This is a genomic window from Burkholderia sp. Ac-20345, assembly GCF_017104825.1.
Taxonomy (GTDB): domain Bacteria; phylum Pseudomonadota; class Gammaproteobacteria; order Burkholderiales; family Burkholderiaceae; genus Burkholderia; species Burkholderia lata_B.
This window is the reverse complement of record NZ_JAAGPO010000042.1, coordinates 47,238-66,630: the sequence shown is the minus strand read 5'-3', so window position 1 is coordinate 66,630 and position 19,393 is coordinate 47,238. Positions and strand designations below refer to the sequence as shown.

General features: G+C 64.6%; 17 protein-coding genes and 1 pseudogene. 8 read left to right on the top strand and 10 right to left on the bottom strand.

The genetic code is table 11. From position 1 onward, the window contains the following. Nucleotides 1–36: 36 nt before the first annotated feature. Nucleotides 37–879: pseudogene (locus G3O06_RS17335) on the bottom strand (MFS transporter); the annotation flags it as partial. A gap of 140 nt (nt 880–1,019) precedes the next feature. On the opposite strand from G3O06_RS17335, the gene G3O06_RS17330 reads away from it, so the two are divergent. Beyond that, a complete protein-coding gene (locus G3O06_RS17330) occupies nt 1,020–1,931 on the top strand; it encodes a LysR family transcriptional regulator (protein ID WP_205816902.1) in 912 nt (303 codons plus the stop codon). 298 nt (nt 1,932–2,229) lie between these two features. Here G3O06_RS17330 and G3O06_RS17325 read toward each other — a convergent pair whose 3' ends face one another. Then, nucleotides 2,230–2,595: a hypothetical protein gene (locus G3O06_RS17325; RefSeq protein WP_205816901.1), complete on the bottom strand. Its 366-nt coding sequence runs from the start codon at nt 2,593–2,595 to the stop codon at nt 2,230–2,232. Nucleotides 2,596–2,714: 119 nt separating this feature from the next. After that, nucleotides 2,715–3,395 carry a deoxyribose-phosphate aldolase gene (gene deoC / locus G3O06_RS17320; RefSeq protein ID WP_205816900.1) on the bottom strand — a complete coding sequence of 227 codons (681 nt, stop codon included), beginning with the start codon at nt 3,393–3,395 and terminating at the stop codon, nt 2,715–2,717. A gap of 146 nt (nt 3,396–3,541) precedes the next feature. Between deoC and deoR the strand changes: the two genes are divergently transcribed. Then, on the top strand, nt 3,542–4,312 hold the full coding sequence (gene deoR, locus G3O06_RS17315) for a DNA-binding transcriptional repressor DeoR (protein ID WP_174980498.1): 771 nt from the start codon (nt 3,542–3,544) through the stop codon (nt 4,310–4,312). Nucleotides 4,313–4,334: 22 nt separating this feature from the next. On the opposite strand, the gene G3O06_RS17310 is transcribed toward deoR, so the two are convergent. The 4 genes from G3O06_RS17310 to G3O06_RS17295 all read right to left on the bottom strand — a co-directional run bounded on the left by G3O06_RS17310 (nt 4,335) and on the right by G3O06_RS17295 (nt 8,733). Next, nucleotides 4,335–5,387: an aldose 1-epimerase family protein gene (locus G3O06_RS17310; RefSeq protein WP_205816899.1), complete on the bottom strand. Its 1,053-nt coding sequence runs from the start codon at nt 5,385–5,387 to the stop codon at nt 4,335–4,337. A 2-nt stretch (nt 5,388–5,389) separates the two neighbouring features. Beyond that, nucleotides 5,390–6,763, bottom strand: coding sequence for an L-fucose:H+ symporter permease (fucP, locus tag G3O06_RS17305; RefSeq protein WP_205816898.1), 1,374 nt, complete (start codon nt 6,761–6,763; stop codon nt 5,390–5,392). Between the two features lie 41 nt (nt 6,764–6,804). Beyond that, nucleotides 6,805–7,731 (bottom strand): ribokinase, encoded by a 927-nt coding sequence (rbsK, locus tag G3O06_RS17300; protein ID WP_205816897.1) that lies wholly within the window; start codon nt 7,729–7,731, stop codon nt 6,805–6,807. Nucleotides 7,732–8,055: 324 nt separating this feature from the next. Further along, nucleotides 8,056–8,733 carry a hypothetical protein gene (locus G3O06_RS17295; RefSeq protein WP_205816896.1) on the bottom strand — a complete coding sequence of 226 codons (678 nt, stop codon included), beginning with the start codon at nt 8,731–8,733 and terminating at the stop codon, nt 8,056–8,058. 610 nt (nt 8,734–9,343) lie between these two features. Between G3O06_RS17295 and G3O06_RS17290 the strand changes: the two genes are divergently transcribed. The 4 genes from G3O06_RS17290 to G3O06_RS17275 all read left to right on the top strand — a co-directional run bounded on the left by G3O06_RS17290 (nt 9,344) and on the right by G3O06_RS17275 (nt 11,700). Next, nucleotides 9,344–9,508: a hypothetical protein gene (locus G3O06_RS17290; protein ID WP_205816895.1), complete on the top strand. Its 165-nt coding sequence runs from the start codon at nt 9,344–9,346 to the stop codon at nt 9,506–9,508. Next, nucleotides 9,501–9,740 carry a hypothetical protein gene (locus tag G3O06_RS17285; protein ID WP_205816894.1) on the top strand — a complete coding sequence of 80 codons (240 nt, stop codon included), beginning with the start codon at nt 9,501–9,503 and terminating at the stop codon, nt 9,738–9,740. The genes G3O06_RS17290 and G3O06_RS17285 overlap by 8 nt, the downstream gene beginning before the upstream one ends. Before the next feature lie 85 nt (nt 9,741–9,825). After that, nucleotides 9,826–10,590, top strand: a complete 765-nt coding sequence (locus G3O06_RS17280; RefSeq protein ID WP_241020086.1) for an SDR family oxidoreductase — start codon at nt 9,826–9,828, stop codon at nt 10,588–10,590. 171 nt (nt 10,591–10,761) lie between these two features. Further along, nucleotides 10,762–11,700, top strand: a complete 939-nt coding sequence (locus G3O06_RS17275) for an alpha/beta hydrolase (RefSeq protein WP_205816893.1) — start codon at nt 10,762–10,764, stop codon at nt 11,698–11,700. Between the two features lie 273 nt (nt 11,701–11,973). Here G3O06_RS17275 and G3O06_RS17270 read toward each other — a convergent pair whose 3' ends face one another. Both G3O06_RS17270 and G3O06_RS17265 read right to left on the bottom strand, forming a co-directional pair. Then, entirely contained in the window at nt 11,974–13,200 is a 1,227-nt protein-coding gene (locus G3O06_RS17270) for an L-dopachrome tautomerase-related protein (protein ID WP_205816892.1), read from the bottom strand. Nucleotides 13,201–13,271: 71 nt separating this feature from the next. Then, nucleotides 13,272–14,279 (bottom strand): zinc-binding alcohol dehydrogenase family protein, encoded by a 1,008-nt coding sequence (locus G3O06_RS17265; RefSeq protein ID WP_205816891.1) that lies wholly within the window; start codon nt 14,277–14,279, stop codon nt 13,272–13,274. Between the two features lie 140 nt (nt 14,280–14,419). Here G3O06_RS17265 and G3O06_RS17260 point away from each other — a divergent pair, with 140 nt between their 5' ends. Further along, nucleotides 14,420–15,343: a LysR family transcriptional regulator gene (locus G3O06_RS17260; protein ID WP_205816890.1), complete on the top strand. Its 924-nt coding sequence runs from the start codon at nt 14,420–14,422 to the stop codon at nt 15,341–15,343. 306 nt (nt 15,344–15,649) lie between these two features. Here G3O06_RS17260 and G3O06_RS17255 read toward each other — a convergent pair whose 3' ends face one another. Then, complete coding sequence (locus G3O06_RS17255) at nt 15,650–17,926, bottom strand: FdhF/YdeP family oxidoreductase (protein ID WP_205816889.1); 2,277 nt, start codon at nt 17,924–17,926, stop codon at nt 15,650–15,652. Between the two features lie 125 nt (nt 17,927–18,051). On the opposite strand from G3O06_RS17255, the gene G3O06_RS17250 reads away from it, so the two are divergent. Next, a complete protein-coding gene (locus tag G3O06_RS17250) occupies nt 18,052–18,966 on the top strand; it encodes a LysR family transcriptional regulator (protein WP_174980486.1) in 915 nt (304 codons plus the stop codon). Nucleotides 18,967–19,393 lie beyond the last annotated feature (427 nt).

Genomic DNA, 19,393 nt, shown 5'->3' with positions numbered 1-19,393 from the left:
GCAGGTGAAGGGAGTTCAGACGTGTGATCCTCCGATCCCGATGGTGGCGGCCAGCGCGCCCGCCGCGCCAATGAGGCCGAAGCCGCCGGCCCACGCGCTGCCGAGGTGCCAGGGCCCGTCGGCGAGCAGCGCCGCGAGATTGACCCAGAACGCATTGAACGCGGCCCACAGCAGTGCCTGCACGACCATCGATTCGCGGATCGGACGATGCGCGCGCGCCAGCGTCCACAGCGACGCGAGCAGCCGGCCATACGACAGTGTGGTGCTCGGCACGCCGCGCGGCAGCAGCCACGCGGCGGCGATCCCCACCGGCACCATTGCGGCGGCTTCGACGGCATACACCGCGCGCCACCCGGCTTGCGCGGCGATCAGGCCGCTGACCGCGCGGCCGAGCAGGATGCCGACCATGATGCCGGTGACCACCGTGCCGACGTTGCGCCCACGTTCATTGGGCGCGGACATCACGGCCGCGAACGGCACCAGTTGCTGCGGCACGCAGCTGACCACACCGAGCGAGAACGCGGCGCCGATCAGCGCCCAGACCCCCGGCGCGAGCGCCGAAGCCACCGCGAACGCGAAGGCCATCACGATCTGGCCCAGCACCAGCTTGCGCCGGTCGTAGCGGTCGCCGAGCGGCAGCAGCAGCGCCAGCCCGGTCGCGAAGCCGAGGAGCGCCGCGCCGGCCACCAGGTCGGCCGTCGCCGGGGCGACCTGCAGATCGTGCGCGATCAGCGGCAGGATCGGCTGCGTGCAGTAGATGTTGGTCACGACCGCGCCGGCGATGGCCGCCATCGCGACGATCTTGCCGCGCGACGCGGCGGCAGGCGGCGCGGCAGCCGCGGCGGGCGGCATGCCGGTAGCGAGGGGCAATTCGTTCATGACGGATTCCTTTCATGGCGATCGGTCATCGCGGGCAGCGGAAGCTGTCGGCGAGAAGCATGAAAGGAGCGTACTGCCTTGCACCTGGAAAGATAATCCACCAGAATCTGGAATCATCTTTCCGAAATTCGAGAGGCACTATGAATCGTCTCGAGTCGATGTCCATGCTGGTAGCGGTCATCGATGCCGGCAGCATGTCGGCCGCCGCGCGCCAGCTCGGCATTCCGCTGGCGACCGTGAGCCGCAAGATCGCGGACCTCGAGGCCTACCTGAACACGCGGCTGCTGCATCGCACGACGCGGCAACTGTCGCTGACCGAGGCCGGCGAATCGTATGTCGCCGGTTGCCGGCGCATCCTCGACGACATCGCGGAAACCGAGCGCGCCGCCACCGGCGAATATGCGGCGCCGCGCGGGGAGCTGATCGTTACCGCGCCGATCGTGTTCGGGCGTCTGCATATCGTGCCGGTGCTGGCCGCGTTTCTCGCCCACTATCCCGAGATCGACGTGCGGCTGGTGCTGACGGATCGTGTCGCCCACCTGATGGAAGAACAGATCGACGTCGCGCTGCGGATCGGCGAGTTGCCCGACAGCAGCTTCATGGCCACCCGTGTCGGCAGTGTGCGACGCGTGATCTGCGCAAGCCCGGCCTATCTGGCTGCGCATGGCCCACCCGCCGAACCGGCCGACCTCGCGCGGCATCAATGCATCACGTTCGAGGTGCTGGCGTCGCGGCGCGCGTGGGTGTTCGACGGCGAGAAGGGGGAACTGACGGTGCCCGTGCACTCGCGCTTCGCGGTGAATACGGCCGAGGCGGCCATCGATGCGGCCGTGCTCGGCGTCGGGCTGATCCGCGTGCTGTCGTACCAGGTGGCGCAGGCGCTGCGCGATCGCACGCTGGACGTGGTGCTCGACGCGTACGAATCGCAGCCGCTGCCGGTCAGCCTGGTGCACAAGGGGCAGGCGCCGATGCCGCTGAAGCTGCGTGCGTTTCTCGATTTCGTGGCGCCGCGGTTGCGCGAACGGATCGCGGGGCTGGGGGCGGGTGTCTGAGCGTCCGGCAAGGGTGGTGGGTGGCCGGCCGTCGTGCATCCTGGCGTATTGCTTCTTCCACCGCTAGACCATCTGTTCCGAAATGCCGAGCTGCCAGATCACATCGGCCACCGGCATGCCCGGCGGCTCGGCTTGCTTCAGCACCGCCACATCTGTTCGATCGAAAGGCGATTCCGGTTTATGGCGAACGGAGCATGCTGGCCGTGCATGTCGAACGCGCATCGAGCGGAATCATCGGGTGGCACGCCAGCCTTATCGAAACGATCGACATGAGGACGCGGCGTACTGCCGGCAGGGGTCAGCGCAGCAGACGGACGCTCTTGACCACAGCGATCTCGTCATTGCGCCCCGGGCCCGCCACGCGATCGTTGTTGATTTCAGTCGCGTAGCGGAGGCTGACCCGTCGCCCGACAAGTGCCTTCTTCAACTTCATCGCATCACCGATCTCGACGAACCAGTCGGCACCGCACATCTGTACGCAATACACATCGATGCGACGGCCGCTCTCGGCGCGGATCACGATACTCATATCGTCAATACCGCCTCCATCCGTGAGGACGCCGGTTACTTCCGTCGGTTTCGTCGAAGGCGTCGCCGCAGCGATCGACGGTAATACGGCAGTCAGAGCGATGCCCGCTGCCAAGAGACGCGCCATGATCTTCATGAAATTTGCTTTCCTGGTGTGACTGCTGGCAAGAGCCGGCCGGGCGAGGGAGAGGCGCGCGGGCGCGAAGCTTGAATCGCGGCCGCGTCCGGGAATCCGCCGGCGGCCTGCGGCATTCGTCAATACGCCGACTCGCCGCCCCCCTGATCGGAAACGATCGCCACCCCCGAGCTCGTGCCGAGCCGCGTCGCGCCGGCCTCGATCATCGCCAGCGCGGCCGCGCGGTCGCGCACGCCGCCCGATGCCTTCACACCGAGCACGGGGCCGACCGTGCGGCGCATCAGCGCGACATCCGCGAGCGTCGCGCCGCCGTGGCCGAACCCGGTCGACGTCTTCACGAACGCGACGCCGAGATCGCGGCACATCTCGCACACGCGCACCTTCTCGTCGTCGGTCAGCAGCCCCGTTTCGAGGATCACCTTGAGCGGCACCGCGCCGCATGCGCGGTGCACGGCGTCGATGTCGGCCTTCACGTCGTCGGCGCGGCCGCTCTTCAGCGCGCCGATGTTGATCACCATGTCGATCTCGCCGGCGCCCGCCGCGATCGCGGCGGTGGCTTCAAATGCCTTGGCGGCCGACAGCCCGGCACCGAGCGGAAAACCGACCACGGCACAGACGAGCACGCCGGTAGCGGCCAGCTCGCGCGCGGCGAGCGGCACGTTCGCCGAATTCACGCAGACCGAGTAAAAGCGATGCTCGGCCGCCTGGCGGCAGAGTTCGCGGATCTGCGCGTCGCTCGCGTCGGGCGCGAGCAGCGTGTGATCGATGGCTTGAGCGAGTTGGGCGTTGGAAAGCGGCATGTTTCAGGACTCCACGGAGCGTGTACCGGAAGGGCACACGTAAAGTTGATGTTTTCACATCGGTTTGTTACAAATACGACATTCCGGCCGGGCCTGTGCGCCCGGCACCACAAGCGACGGATACGACGGGCACGCAGGATACTGGCATGGAAACGAAGAAGGGCGAACGGATCAAGACACTGATGAACGTGCTGCAAGGGCAGAACGCGATTCATCTGAGGGAAGTCGCCGAGCTGTTCGGCGTATCCGAAATGACGATCCGCCGCGATCTCGCGGACAACCCGCACGGCTTGAGCCTGATCGGCGGCTACGTGACGCGCCACTTCGCCGCGCAGCGCAGCGACATCGGCGAGTACGTGGTCAGCGCCGAGAACAACCGGCAGACCGAGGAAAAGCGACGCATCGGCAAGCTGGCCGCGCAGTTCGTGACGACCGGCGACACGATCTTCGTCGACTGCGGCTCGACCACGCCGTTCGTCGTCGACTTCATTCCGGACGACCTCGAATTCACCGCCGTCTGCAATTCGCTGAACGTGTTCGCGAAGCTGCAGCAGAAGCCGCATTGCAGCGTGATCCTGTGCGGCGGCGCGTATCACCGCAAGAACATGGTGTTCGAGTCGGTGGCCGAGACGGGCATCCTCGACACGGTGCGCGTGTCGAAGGCGTTCATCTCGGCGGCCGGCGTGAGCGACCGCTGCGGCGTCACCTGCTTCAACTTCCATGAAGTCGACGCGAAGAAGAAGGTGATGGAACGCGCGCAGAATCGCTTCCTGCTCGTCGACCACACGAAGTTCGACGAAGTGCGCGCGGCCTATTTCGCCGAGCTGACCGACTTCAACTACGTGATCTCGGACGGGCAACTGAGCCGCCGCTACGAAACGGCGATCCGCGAACACGGGATCGCGCTCGTGACCTGATGGCGCGCGGCCGCGCATCGCTTCACGCATCGCGTACTTCCGCCGCGCTCAGGTAGCCGGTGACGACTTCGAAGCGGCGCGTCGCGCCCGGCGCGAGTGCCGCCACATGACCCTTGCGGCGTTCGGCTTCATAACCCTCCGGCTCGCAGGTCGACGGCAGCGCGAATGCGGCGACCTGCTGGTCGGCGTTGTGCAGGATCCAGCGCGTCGCATGCGGGAACTGCTCGGGCCGGTATGCGGTGTGGAATGCACCGCCGTCCGGATGTGCGAGCAGGAAATGTGCGACGCCGTCCGCGTCCGGTTCCGCATCGTTCATGAAGAACACGATCTCCGGGTCGTACAGCGCGGGCGCATCGAGCGTGTGAAGCCGTTCCGGTTCGCGCGCGAGCGTAGCCGTGTAGTCGCGCCACGCGGCAGTCGGCTTCACGTGCGCGGGTACGCTGTCGCGCAGCCGTAACCCGCCTTTAGACAACGCTTGCACGAAGCGACCGCCCGGCACGTACGCGTAGTTCAGGTGCGCCATGTACATCAGGTCCATCGGCGTGCCGCCGAGATTCGTCACGTCCATCGCGATCGTCATCTGCGCGTCGTGCTCGGCGAGCCGCACCGACGGACGCGCCACATAGTGGCTGCCGAAACCCTGCACGTATTCGTATTCGCCCGTCACCTCGACGAACGCGCCGCGCGCATCCGCGCCGACGACGAGGCTCGCGCGATCCATCGGTGCGCACGGCATCTCGCCGTGCAGCGCATGTGTGTCGTCCGGCCCCGGGCAGCCGTTGCGCAGCAGCCCGCTGTGGAACATGAAGCAGCCGTAGGTATCGATGATCGACGCTGCCCGCTTCGGCTGCCGGAACATGTGCTTCATCGTCAGGTCGCGGCCGTCGAACGCGGCGGCCCAGATCATCTGGCCGAGATACGGCAGCACGACGAGGTGGCCGCGGCGGTTCTCGAGCTTCAGCGCCTCGACGCCGGACGGATACGCGAACGCGGTGACGGTGAGGCCGTCGGTGCGGTACAGCGTGCGCGGCGTGTCGCGGAAGTCGTCGCGCCGCAGTTCGATTTCGCCTCGCATGCTCATGCTCCCGACGTGTTGCGCGTGGCGGCGTAGCGCGCCGGCGCGTTGCCGTCGGCGGCCGTGTCGGGCGTTGCGGCCGGCAGGTGGCGCAGGCAGTAGAAGCCGTAGTAGACGATCACGACGAAGCACACGAGCGGCACGACGAACGCGAGCTGCATGTTGCCGCCCGTGTGATCGGAGATCAGCCCCTGGATCAGCGGCACGACCGCGCCGCCGACGATGCTCATCACGAGGATCGAGCCGCCGTATTCGGTGTCCTTGCCGAGCCCGTCGATCGTCAGGCCGTAGATCGTCGGCCAGCACGGGCCGAGGAACACGCTTACGCCCACGGCCGCATAGACGGCCGTGATGTTGTGCACGCTGATCGTGTAAGCGAGCAGCGCAATGCACAGGATGCCGTAGACGATCAGCACCTTGGCCGGGCCGACGCGCTTCATCACGAGCGTCGCGACCAGCTTGCCGACGAAGAACGCGAAGAACGTGGCGAGCAGGTAGTGCGACGCGTCGCGTTCGGTAAGGCCGCCGATCTGCATCGCAAGCCGGATCGTGAAGCTCCACACGCCGACCTGCGCGCCGACATACAGGAACTGCGCGACGACGCCCGCGACGAAGCGCCGGTTGCCGAACAGGCGCGCGAGCGTGCCGCGCGCGTCGATCCGGTGCGTGGCCACGCTGGGGCCGTTGCCCTTGCAGGCCGGGTAGGGCGTGAGCGCGAACACGATGAACACGGCGACGAGCACCACGATCAGCCATTTGTACGGCTCGAGCGTGGCCTGGATCATCGCGAGCTGGTGCACGTGCGCTTCGGCTGCCGACATCGCGGCGAGCTGCGCATGCGATGCATCGCCTTCCTTGAAGATCAGGAAACTGCCCATGTACACGCCGGCCATCGCGCCGAACGGATAGAACGTCTGCGAGATGTTCAGCCGCCGAGTGCTGGTTTCGCGCGGGCCCATCAGCGTCGAATACGAGTTCGATGCCGTTTCGAGGAACGACAGGCCCGCCGCGATCACGAACAGCGCGACGAGGAACATCCCGTACTTCGCCATCGACGCGGCCGGGAAAAACAGCAGGCAGCCGGTCGTGTAGAGCAGCAGGCCGACGAGGATGGTCGTCTTGTAGCTGAACTTCTTCACGACGGTCGCGGCCGGAATCGCGAGGAAGAAGTAGCCGAGGTAGAACGCGGACTGCACGAACGCCGATTCGAAATCGGACAGGAAGAACGACTTCTTGAACTGCGCGATCAGCACGTCGTTCAGGTTCGCGGCGGTGCCCCATAGCGCGAACAGGCAGCACAGCAGCGTGAACGCGAAGAGCGGCGTGCGGTTCAGATAGTAGCCGTCGGTTGTGTGTTCGATTCTGGCTCGGCCCATGGGTGTCTCCTTCCCAATTGTCTCGTCGATGAAGGCGCCGTTCAGCAGCCGGCGTCGTGGAGGAAGCGTTCGAACGTCGCGGTGTCGGCGTACGACTTCTGCGTGCCGAGGCCCGTGACCGAATGTGCGGCGTACGCCGACGCGTACCGCATTGCGTCGAGCGCGTTGCGTGACGCGGCGTAGCAGCGCGCGAAGCAGCCGATATACGCATCGCCGGCGCCCGTCGTGTCGCGCGCGTCGACCGGTACGCCCGGCACGTGCCGCACGCCGTCGCGCGATACCAGCAGCGAACCGTTGCTGCCGAGCGTGACGAGCACGTGCTTGAGCCCGCGCGCGACCAGCGCCTCGGCGGCGCGCGCGGCGGTGTCGCGCGAATCGACCGGCATGCCCGACACGATCGCGAGCTCGGTTTCGTTCGGCACGAAGAATTCGACGGTGCGGATCCGCTCGAAATCGAGATCGGCCACCGCGGGCGCGGGGTTCAGCAGCACGGGAATGCCGTGGCGCGCACCGAATGCGATCGCGTGATAGACGGTGTCGAGCTCGATCTCGAGCTGCAGCACGATCAGTGCGCATTCGGCGAGCTGCGGCGCGGCCGCGTCGATGTCGGCCGGCGTCAGGTGGCGATTCGCGCCCTTGACGATCAGGATGCTGTTGCTCGAATCGGGTTCGACGAAGATCGGCGCGACGCCGCTCGGCACGCCGGCAACCTTGCGCACGTGCGTGGTGTCGATGCCTTCGCGCTCGAAGTTTCGGATCGTGTTGTCGGCGAACACGTCGTCGCCGACCTTCGTGACCATCACGACGCGCGCGCCGAGGCGGGCGGCCGCGACGGCCTGGTTCGCCCCCTTGCCGCCGCAGCCGAGCTCGAAGTTCGGCGCTTCGAGCGTTTCGCCCCGGGCGGGCATGCGTGTGACATAGGTCACGAGGTCGACCATGTTGCTGCCGATGACGGCGATTGTCTCCATCTGCGTCTCTTCCTTGGTATGGGTGCGCCGTGCGCGTGGTTGGCGGCGGCGTGCAAGATACGATAATAAAATCACATTGCATGTGAAAATGCAATCATATTATGTTCGAAGGGTTACTTCCGGGGAGGCGCGCATGCGGTGGCTCCTCGGGGAAATCGAGGTTCCTGCCGGTTTTATTGTCTGATGTCGTATGAGATGGGCGGGGAAAAAAGCGGCGCTGCGGGGGGCTGCTGCAGGGAGTCGTGCCGCGCGGGCGCGTCGGGGCGCCGCGCGCGACGGGCCGGTTCTATCGATCCGAAGGGGCGATGCGGGCGCGCTCGGCGCTTACGCGTATGTGGCGATCAGCGCGTCGAGATTGCGTTGCGCGCGCAGTGTGAGCGGCGCGAATTCCGCCGATTGAAACAGCGGGACCTGCGCACGCAGATGTTCGAGTGCCTGCCTGCGGCCCGTGCGGAATGCTGCCGACGGCGCATCGGGATCCTGCGCCCACTCACGTGCGATTGCGCGGTCGTACTCGCGCAACCGGTCGGGTGCGGCCGCGAGGATCGCGAGATCGGCGTCGAGAAAAATCCGCCCGGCACGCTGCAGGTGCGGATCGGATGCGAACGTATTGGGCAGCCGGTGCGACTTCGTCGCGAGCACGAGATCGTGTGCAACGGACACGTGCGCTGCATGCGCATGCAACCAGGATTCGCCGCAGTGTGCGTTCGTGACCTGCACGAGCCATTGCGCGCTGCGTGCTTCGTTATCCGCATAATCGGGCAGCGTCGTCGCGTACACGAAGTCGTGCGCCCATACCGCGAGCTCGATCGCAGGCCACAGCGGTTCCTCGCGATACGGCGCGAGATGCGCGAACAGCTCGGCCAGGTGCGCGAGCGTGTGGTAGTAGCGTTGCGGTTCGCCATACGCGTGCTCGACGAGCGGCCAGACGGCGGCCGTGCCGAAGCACGCGTCGCAGGACGCGCGCAGCGTGCGGGCGAGGTCGGGGGCGAGGTCGTTCATGTCGGCGATCGGCTCGGGCTGGCGATGCGCGCAGCATAGCAAACGCGACGGCGCGTGCGTTGCTGCACCGTATCGGGGCGGCGGTTGCGGTGCGGCAGGCAGCCGCCGTCTCTCTCGACTCGAACGAGCGACCGGGCGCGGGCGAATGGCTGAGAGGCTCCGCCTGAATGCTTGCGGCCCATCGTAGCGAAGCGCGCGGCATGTACCGTTGCTTTTTCGGCGCGTGAAACCCCGTAGCCCAGTTGATAACGGGCTGTACCACACCCTCCCGTAACGAAGCCTCAAGCGCTGCGGTTACAGCTACGACACCGCCCGCGACTCGCATCGTCTCCTGAAGGCGTTCCGCGGGCAGCGCGCGAAAATCCTGCCAACGCACACGACTGTGCTTGGCCGTTCACCGAAAGCAGCCCCGTGATTTCAGCGACATGTCCAGAACCACGCCGCACGCCGCGCAGAGTATCGCTTTGGCACTTTTAATCCTCTCGAATTTGAGAGATTGGTTGTCAGTTTTGTCGATTCCGTACTCAGATCTGAACGGGCATAGTGACGACACGCGCGGCAGCTCACGCGACGCAGCTTCACATTGCTGGCGCGGACGACGTGATCTTCGATGGCGGAAAACGTCTCCGACGAAGTCTTTCACCTTCAATCGAAGGGGATCGATGCCGCGCTCGAGGTGATCGGCACGTCGACGTTGCGCGACACCGCACGGACGTTGAAACCCTTCGGCGCAGTCACCGTGATCGGGATGCTGGGCGGCACCGCCGGTGCTTGAACGATTCAATTTGATGGCGGATCTGCCGCCAGCTGTTCGGCTTGCCTCTTTCCCGGCGCAGTTGCCCGGCTCGGCGGCGCTTCCGCTGGCAGATTCGCCGCTGCGCTCGATCGTCAACGACATTGCCGCCGACCAACTGCCGTCGCATCTGCAACACGTGTTCGCGTTCGATGAAGTGCGCGAGTGGATCGAAAGCAATCGTGCACGCGGAAGGCTGGTGGTGCGGGTCTGAATTTTTTCGAATGGGGTTTCGCCGCTCCCCCGTTCCGAATCGCAACTTGAGCAGCGCGTGCTGCATGAATGCAGGAGATTCCAGATTGGCTAATGAACAATTCGACTATTCCGGCAAGACCGTCCTGATCACGGGAGCGGCGTCGGGTATCGGCCGGGCCACGGCGCTGGCGTTTGCCGAGCGCGGTGCGCGGCTGGTGATCGGCGATGTGGGGCAGGGTGCCAACGAAACCGTCGAGCAAATCCGCGCATCGGGTGGCGAAGCGATCTTCGTGAAGACGGACGTCAGCAACGCCGAGGCGGTGCGTGCGCTGGTGGCCACGGCGGTGGAGACTTACGGGAAGATCGACGCCGCATTCAACAATGCGGGGATCTTGCCGCGCACCGCGCCTTTTGCCGACATGACGGAAGAAGATTTTGACCGGGTGATCGCCGTCGATCTCAAGGGCGTGTTCCTGTGCGTCAAGCACGAGATCGAGGCAATGCTCAAAACGGGCGGCGGCGCGATCGTGAACACGGCTTCGGTCGCGGGGGTGATCGCGGATCCCGGGATGGCGCCTTATGCGGCAGCGAAACACGGGGTGATCGGCCTGACGAAGGCTGCGGCCCTCGACTATGCAACCAAGGGAATCCGTGTGAATGCGTTGGCGCCGGGTCTGATCCGTACGCCGATGACGGACCGCTGGTTGAGCGATCCGGCCATGACGCAGACCCTGATGGCGAGCAGCCCGATGGGGCGTGCAGCGGAACCCGAGGAAATGGCGGGCGTGGTGCTGTTCCTGTGTTCTTCCGCGGCGTCGTTCGTCACGGGTGCGGTTTGGCTTGCCGACGGTGGTATGACGGCACATTGAGGCGGGGCATACGCGCGATTGCGTGAGCGAAAGGAATCCAGGATATACAGGATTACGAATTTTAGAGGCGGGCGGTTGCAAATGCAATTTTTTCTTGTCCAGTTCCGGCAAGCGCATCAGTCGGACGTGAACGCGACGGCCGGGCCTCCCATCTGACAACAGGATCGATATATGAGCAATTCAAGTCATCTCATTGCAAAGGATCAGTTAAGCGCAGTCACTGAATCGCCCACTGTTTTGAAGTTGAAGACAAAGGACGATATTGAAGCGACGCGAGCCGCCGTGCGCATGTTCAGCTCGAAAGTGGACGACACTTTTTTCGGGAAGAGAGTCCAGGTAAACGAAGATGTGAGCGTCCTCGTGTACGGTCCTTCGCAAAGCGCAGAAAACAAACTGTTGCCTGCGATTTTCTATATTCACGGCGGTGGGTATGTATCAGGGTCCGCTGACCTGTACGACAACGAGCACCACGAGGCGGCCGCGAAGCTGCACTGCGTCGTCGTTGCGGTGGATTACCGGCTGGCTCCTGAAAACCCGTACCCGACACCGCTGAACGACTGTGTTTCCGGCATCACGTGGGTTTATGACAACGCGGAACAGCTTGGCATCGACCGGGAGAGAATAACGGTGATGGGGGAAAGCGCAGGGGGCGGCCTCACTGCTTCGCTGTGCCACTATCTGAGGGACAAGACAAAGATCACCCCCAGGAACCAGGTCATGCTGTTCCCGATGCTGGACTACAAGACGTCTGCCAATCCCGCCGAGGTCAAAAACAAATACGCCGGCGAGTATGTGTGGACCCACGATGTGAACGACTTCGGATGGAAATATCTTCTTGGCGAAAACAAGGTGGAGGATATTGAAATTCAATATTACTCGCCGTCGTATGCACCGAGTTTCGAGAATCTCCCCAGCACGTACATCGTGGTCGGAAGCCTCGATCTGTTGCTTGACGAAAGTCTCGAGTACGCCAAGAAGCTGAGCTGCGCCGGCGTACCGATTTCGATGGAGGTGGTGGCCGGGGCCGTTCATGGGTTCAACTTCATTCCCAGCGAAACGGCAAGAAAGTTCAATGCGCGACTCAGTGAGTATCTGATGTCTGTTTTGTAATGAATGCCGGATAGCGGGTGAGTCGGTCCGGGGCGCTTCTCATTGACAGCATGTCTGCCAATGGTGGGGGGCGCGTCAAATGATTGCCTTGACCGCGAGTGCCGTGTTGGCGCGGATTCGATGGGGTGCTCTCGGCGAACCGGGCCCCGACGCAACAAGGATTTTCCGCGATGCGTCACGCCGGGCGATTTCGCCCGGCAATTCGATTGTCAAACTCGTTGACGTACATGCATTCGGCTCAGGATCACATGTGTCTTGTTCGCCCCCGGAAGGTCAATGTGTCGGAGCGGGGGCGGCGCCAATATGCGTACGAAAGAGCCTGTACGGCTTTTGGCGCAGGTCCTTGCCGCCATGGAATCCGGCCTGCCGCGGCAATTGATTGGCCGTGAAGTACAGGTAGCCGTCCGGGCCGATGGCCAGCGTGTCGGGCCACAGAAGGCGGGAGTCGTGCACGATGGTCGTCCACGCTCCATCGGGCGAGCGCTTGCGGATCGCATTGTGCTCGTAGTCGCCCGCGTACACGGTGCCATTCGCGTCTGCCGCGAGCCCGTCGGATGCGCCTTTCTCGCCGAGATCCTGGACGGCCGCCGACAGCTGGGTGTCGCTGACGGAGGCATCACGCAGCAGTGCCGTCGATACCGCGTAGAGACGGCGACTGGAGAGCGGGCAGTAATACAGCGTCTTCCCATCCGGTGACAGGGCAATGCCGTCCGACGCCACCGAGAAAGGCCGGGTGTTGCCGTCGGCATTGCGGGTCATCAGGTGTTCGCCATCGAAGACAGGTACGAAATGCGGATCGGCCGATGTCGATACGTCACCCGTGAGGCGTCGCATTGCGCTGCCCGTGTCAAGGTCGACGATGATGATGCCGCCAGTACCCGTGAGCGACGAGTCCGTTACATAGGCGACCCCCGCCTTGCCGACGCGGAAGTCGAAGCGCACGTCGTTGACATAGGTTTGCGCCCGCATGACGTTGCCGGGAAAGACGATGGTCTTCACGATCCGATTTTGCTTTAGATCAATGGCGACGAGCTTTGCGCCGCCCGCGACCGGGCTGGAAAAATTCGGCGCAGCCGTATCGAGCACCCAGAGGCGGCCGCGACCGTCCGCCACCACGCTCTGGACGCTCAGGAAGTGATCGGCCGGTTTCCGGTTGTCCGCGCGATTGACCTCGGCATCCGGATACGGGGCGACCTTGCCGTGCCGCAGTTCGCCGACGGTGAACGGCACGTCGTCCCCCCAGCGCGGAAAGTTGACGAAGATTCGGCCGGATTCGGAAACCGTGACGCCGGTCGGCATCGCATCGTTGAACGTGGCAACAGTATCCAGGGTACCCGTGGTTGACCGGGTGTCGGAAGGTGTCGGCGCGACGTTTGCCGCAGGCGTCGCGGCGACGCTCGAGGCGTAAGGCGCAACGCTCCACAACGCGAGCGCACCGGCAAGCGCGAGTGATTTCAGGCGGTAGCGGATTGGCGTGGAATGCTGGCGCGAGTGGCGCATGGTTATTTTCCTGTCGTTGAGGGAATCTGGCTGCCGGCGCGGCATCGAATGCCGACGCGGTGTTGCCGTGCTCAAAATCCCTCGAGCACGATCTTGCCGCGTGCGCGGCCGCTTTCGATGAGGGCGTGCGCGCGGCGGAGGTTTTCCGCATTGACGACCCCGAAGTGCTCGCCCATCGTCGTACGAAGCGTGCCGTCGTCGATCAGGGTGGCGACGCGCTCGAGGATGTCGTGCTGGCGGATCATGTCCGGCGTCTCGAAGAGCGAGCGGGTGAACATCAGCTCCCAGTGCAGCGAGATGGCCTTGCGCTTGAGCGGCACCGCATCGAGCGTCGCCGGATCGTCGATGACACCGAGCCGCCCTTGAGGGGCGAGCGCTTCGACGATCTGCGCATAGTGACTATCCGTCTGCGTGAGACTGGCAACATAACGTACGTGGGGTACGCCGATTTCCCGCAGCCCTTCGACCAGAGACCGAGAATGATCGATGACGTCGTGGGCACCCAGTTCCCGGACCCAGGCCTGCGTTTCCGGGCGCGAGGCCGTGCCGATGACGCGCAACCGGGTGAGGCGCCGCGCGAGCTGCGTCAGGATCGACCCGACGCCGCCGGACGCACCGACGATCAGGATGGCATCGCCTTCGCCGCCTCCCTCGGCCACGCCGAGACGGTCGAACAGCAACTCCCATGCGGTGAGCGATGTCAGCGGAAGGGCGGCGGCATGAGCATCGCTCAGGCTGGCGGGCTTGCGCGCGGCAATGCGTTCGTCCACCAGCCCGTACTCCGCATAGGCGCCGGCTCGCGCGATCGACCCTGCGTAGTAAACGTCGTCGCCCGGCTGATGCAGCGAAACGTCGCGACCCACGGCCTCGACCGTGCCGACCGCATCCCAGCCCAGCACGCGCGGCGCGTCGGTCGGCGATCCCTTCCGGACCTTGGTGTCGACAGGGTTCACGGCGATCGCCCGGATCCTGACGAGCAGGTCCCTCGGCCCCGGCTCGGGCAGGGGCAACTCCGCTTCGTGGAGCGCGTTGGGGTGGGTGGCCGGGAGGCCGTGCTGCGTATAGACGATGGCTTTCATGCGGGGTGTTCCAGTCAATGTGGAGAGCGGTCGGGAACCGGTGGCTATCGCCGCCGTCGACGTGTTGATCGTATTTTCCGTACTGCAACACGGATGAAAAACCAGGAAAATCGGGTAGAACTTTCACTGCTGGAATGAAAATGATCCGGATTGACGACCTTGGACTCTTCGTGCGTACGGCGGCGCTGGGCAGCTTTTCCAACGCCGCCCGTGAGGCCGACCTGCTTCCGGGGCAGGTCAGTGCGGCGATTCAGCGGCTGGAACGGGAGCTGGACATTCGCCTGTTTGCCCGGTCGACGCGCAGCCTGAAGCTCACGTCGGAGGGCGAGCAATACCTGCCCTATGCGCAGGAAGTGCTGTCGACGCTCAGGGAGGGGCGGGAGCGCCTGCATGGGGAGCGCCACGAACTGCAGGGCGTGCTGAAGATCTCCGCGCCGTCGGATCTTGGGCGAAACGTGCTGCTGTCATGGCTGACGGCGTTTCGCGACGCGCATCCGAAGCTGGTGCTGAAGCTGTCGCTGTCGGATTACGTGGCGGACGTGTTCCGCGATCCGGTCGACGTCGCGATTCGCTATGGCGTGGCGGAAACCGCCAGCTATGTGGCGTTGCCGCTCGCGGAGAGCAACCGGCGCGTGCTGGTCGCATCGCCGGCCTATCTGGCGCGCCACGGCCGCCCGACCTCGCTCGACGAGCTTGCGTTGCACAAGTGCCTGCTCTTCGCGCTCGGCGGCCGCGTGTACGACCGATGGGTATTTCCCGTCGACGGCGTGCGCCGGCTGGTGACGGTCAACGGAGAACTGCTTTGCGACGACGCAGACGTTGCGCGTCGCTGGGCGGTGGAGGGGCTCGGTGTTGCCTACAAGTCATGGCTCGACGTTTGCGATGACGTCACGAGCGGGCGGCTGGAGGTGCTGATTCCGGATCAGCCCGGCGAGCCTGCGCCGCTGAACCTCGTATGCCCGCACCGCCGGCAATTCTCGCCGACGGTGCGCTATCTGCACGCGGCGCTTCGAGAACCCATCTCGAACATGGCCGCTGAAATGAAAAACTACACCGTGCTCTAAGGAAGATAAGGGCGCGCGGGGCATCGGGACGGCACGGATCGTGCGTCGCCTTTCTACGGGAGCGGTGTTGTCACATCCAGGCTCGGAGAGCGTCCATGATGCCTGCGCGAAGTGCCCGGCGAGAACGTCGAGCGGCAACGTGACGCGCGCCGGATGCAGCATGCCCCGTGGCGTGATGAGGTTGATGTTGATGTCGGAGACCGTCCAGTCCTGCATCACGACCTCCGGTTCGCCGCGCTGCGGAGGTTCGGCGAGACGCGGCCGAACACGCTGCGTTCCGCCTCGGCGGGCGCGTTCGCCACCGGTTCAGAGCGCTTGTGACCGGACCACGCGAACCGGAACCGATTTGTACGATGGTGTGCCGCTTTCCTTGTCGATGTAATCGAGCGGCACGAGTACGTTCGCTTCCGGGTAATACGCGCCGACGGATCCCGCGGCAATGTCGTAGGCGATCGCCGTGATCTTCTCCAGCCGCATCGGCCGGCCGCCAGGTGCGACGGTCTCGATGTCGACCAGATCGCCGTGTTCGAGCCCGCATGCGGCCAGATCGCCCTCGTTCATGAACAATACGTCGCGCCGGCCGAACACGCCGCGATAGCGGTCGTCGAGCCCGTAGATCGTCGTGTTGTACTGGTCGTGGCTGCGCAGCGTTACGAGGCGCAGGATGTCGTCGCCATGAACGGGGGCATCTTCCTCGACGCCGCCGAACACCGAGAACATCGCCTTGCCGGTCGCCGTCGGCCATTGGCGTTCGGTCGGCGGCAGCGGCAGCCGGAATCCGCCCGGAGCCCTGATCCGTTCGTTGAAGTTCTCGAAACCCGGTATGGTTCGTTCGATCAAGGCGCGGATCTCGTCGTAGTCGGCGATCAGCTCCAGCCAGGCGACCTTGCTGTCAGGCAGCGTTGCATGCGCAATGCCGGCGACGATCGCGGGCTCGGAGCGCAAATGTCCGGACGCCGGCGTGAGCTTGCCCGACGACGCATGGACCATCGACATCGAATCCTCGACCGTCACCGATTGCGGGCCGCCTGCCTGCACGTCGAGCTCGGCGCGCCCGAGGCAGGGCAGCACGAAAGTCTCTTTCGCGACCAGCAGATGCGAGCGATTGAGCTTGGTGCCGAGGTGGACGCTCAGGTCGAGCTGCCCCATCGCCGGAAAGCATTGCCCGGAGTCGGGCAGCGCGACCGCGAAGTTGCCGCCGAGGCAGATCAGCGCCTTGGCCGTGCCATCGATCATCGCCTGCATGCCCTTGACGGCGTCATGGCCGTGCGCACGCGGCGGCTTGAAGCCGAACACGTCCTCGATCTTCTTCAGGAATTCGGCCGATGGCTTTTCGGTGATGCCCACCGTCCGGTTGCCCTGCACGTTCGAGTGACCGCGCAGCGGGCAGATGCCTGCGCCGGGCTTGCCGATATTGCCGCGCAACAGCAGCAGGTCGGCAATCAGGCGTACGTTCGCCGTGCCCGTGTTGTGCTGGGTGATGCCCATCCCGTAGGTGACGATCGTCGCGTTCGCCTTTGCATAGGCGTTCGCCACCTGTTCGAGTGCGGCGCGCGCGAGCCCGCTTTCGCGCTCGATTGCGTCCCAGCCGGTCGCGACGAGATCGGCGGCGAACGCGTCGAAGCCTTCGGTGTGCTCGGCGATGAACGTATGGTCCAGCACGTTGCCTTGTGCGGCGTCCAGGGCCAGCAGCGCCTTCATGATGCCCTTGAGCGCGGCCGCGTCGCCGCCGGCCTTGACCTGGAAGTAGGTCGACGCAATGCGCGTCGACCCATAGGTGGCCATCTCGACGGGATTCTGAGGGTCGGCGAAGCGTTCGAGCGCACGCTCGCGCAGCGGGTTGAACACGATGATCGGCACGTTGCGGCGCGCGGCTTCGTGCAACGTACCCATCATGCGCGGATGGTTGGTTCCCGGGTTGTGGCCGATCGAGATGATCAGGTCGCACACGTCGAAATCTTCCAGCGATACCGTTCCCTTGCCGATGCCGATCGACTGCGGCAGGCCGACACTCGTTGGCTCGTGACACATGTTCGAGCAGTCGGGGAAGTTGTTCGTCCCGTATTCGCGTGCGAATAGCTGGAACAGATACGCGGCCTCGTTCGACGCGCGGCCGGACGTATAGAACTCGACCTGCTCGGGCGGCAGCGCGCGCAGCACGTCGCCGATGCGTGCGAATGCGTCGTCCCATTCGATCGCGCGGAACGTGTCGCTCGCGCGATCGTAGACGAGCGGATGCGTGAGCCGGCCCATGTTCTCCAGCTCGTAATCCGACATGCGCAGCAGCGACGACACGGTGTTCGCCGCGAAGAACCCGGGTGTCACGCGCTTGGTCGTCGCTTCCCACGTGACGGCTTTCGCGCCGTTCTCGCAGAACTGGAACGTCGACTTGTGTTCCTTGTCGGGCCAGGCGCAGCCGGGGCAGTCGAAGCCATCGGGCTGATTGGTCCTGAGCAGCGTGATCGGCGCCTTGAGCGATTCCATCTGCGTGCGGACCGCCTCCGCCGTTGCCCGGAGGGCGCCCCAGCCGCCGGCCGGGCCGTCGTATGCGCGGATACCGGGTACGTCGCGTCGTGCAGTCATGTGAACTCCGTTGCTGTCCAGGTCAGCTTGAATGTCGGTCGGTTTGGCCGGTCACTGTGCCTGTTCGAATCGCGATGGGGAATCGACAAATCTGATAACCTCCCTCTCAAATTCGAAAGGCCGATATGGATCTGAATGCTGTCGAGATGTTCGTGATCGTCGTGCAGGCTGGCAGCCTGTCGGCGGCGGCCGTACGTACGGGTATCCCGCTGCCGACACTGAGTCGCCGGATCAGGGCCCTCGAAAGCGAACTGGCCGTGCAATTGCTCGAGCGTTCAGTGCGTGGCACGCGCTTGACGGATGCCGGCGTGCGGCTTTACGAACACGCCAGTCGCGGCATCGAAGCGCTGGCTGAGGCGCGGGAGTCGGTGGTGGGTGCGCAGCACGAACTGAAAGGGTTCCTGCGTTTGTCGTTGCCGCCGACGTTCGAAGTCTGGTGGGATCTGCTCGGCGAGTTTCAGGCGCGTTATCCGGGTATTCGCCTGTTCGTTCATACCACCGAGCGCCGTGTCGACCTGATTCTCGACGGCATCGATGTGGCATTGCGTGTCGGGGCGATCGAGCAGGAGTCGATGGTGGCGCGCAAGATCGCGATCTATCGGCATCGGCTCGTCGCGAGCCCCGCGTTGCTGGAGCGTTACGGTCGGCCGGAGACGCCGGACGACCTGCATCGTTTGCCGTGTGCGACCTGGGGGCGCGGCGCGTACGCACCGCCTGTCTGGCCCCTCGGCGGCACAAAATTTCATCCGCGCCCGGTGCTGTCGACGAACGATTACTCGCATCTGCGCAACCGCGCGCTCGTCGGACATGTCGTGACCGAACTCCCGCCGTTTCTTGTCACGGACGAGCTGCGTAAAGGCCGGCTGGTCTCGATTCTGGACGATTATCCGTTTCCTGACGTCGAGCTGAACCTGCTGTTTCCGTCACACCGACATCCGTCATCGATCGTCAGGGCGTATCTCGACTTTTGCCAGGCGTACTGGGACGCGAAGTTGAGCGATGTCGCGAACGTGACAGGGCTTCCGGATTCGCACGCTTGATCCGGTGATCCCGGGCAGCGTCCCCGGACCATTCCCGCTGCCTGCTTCGCGGCGATCCGATCGCGATTCGGTACGTCGCGACGGACCGCGGCGTCGATCCTGAACGGGATGCGTAACGCGGAATAGGATCGATTCCCGTTCTTCTGTTTCGTGCAAAAGCCAATGCGTGCCCGATGATCAGCCTGGGATCCGGCTGCTCGAGTGCAATGCATGTCGGGCTTTGTCGATCGATCCGATCAGGAAAACAATCCATTTCCTGTCTGCCTGAAAGGACGGCACACGCGACAAGCCATCGAAGTTGATGGCGATGTCCGCGATTTCCCGATCCGGCCCAGGCCATCCGGGCGCGCGGGCTCATTCCTCATGCGCGCGGTCGGCGGCTTCTCAAGCAAACCTCGATTCCAGCTCCATACCGCCTTCTTGAATT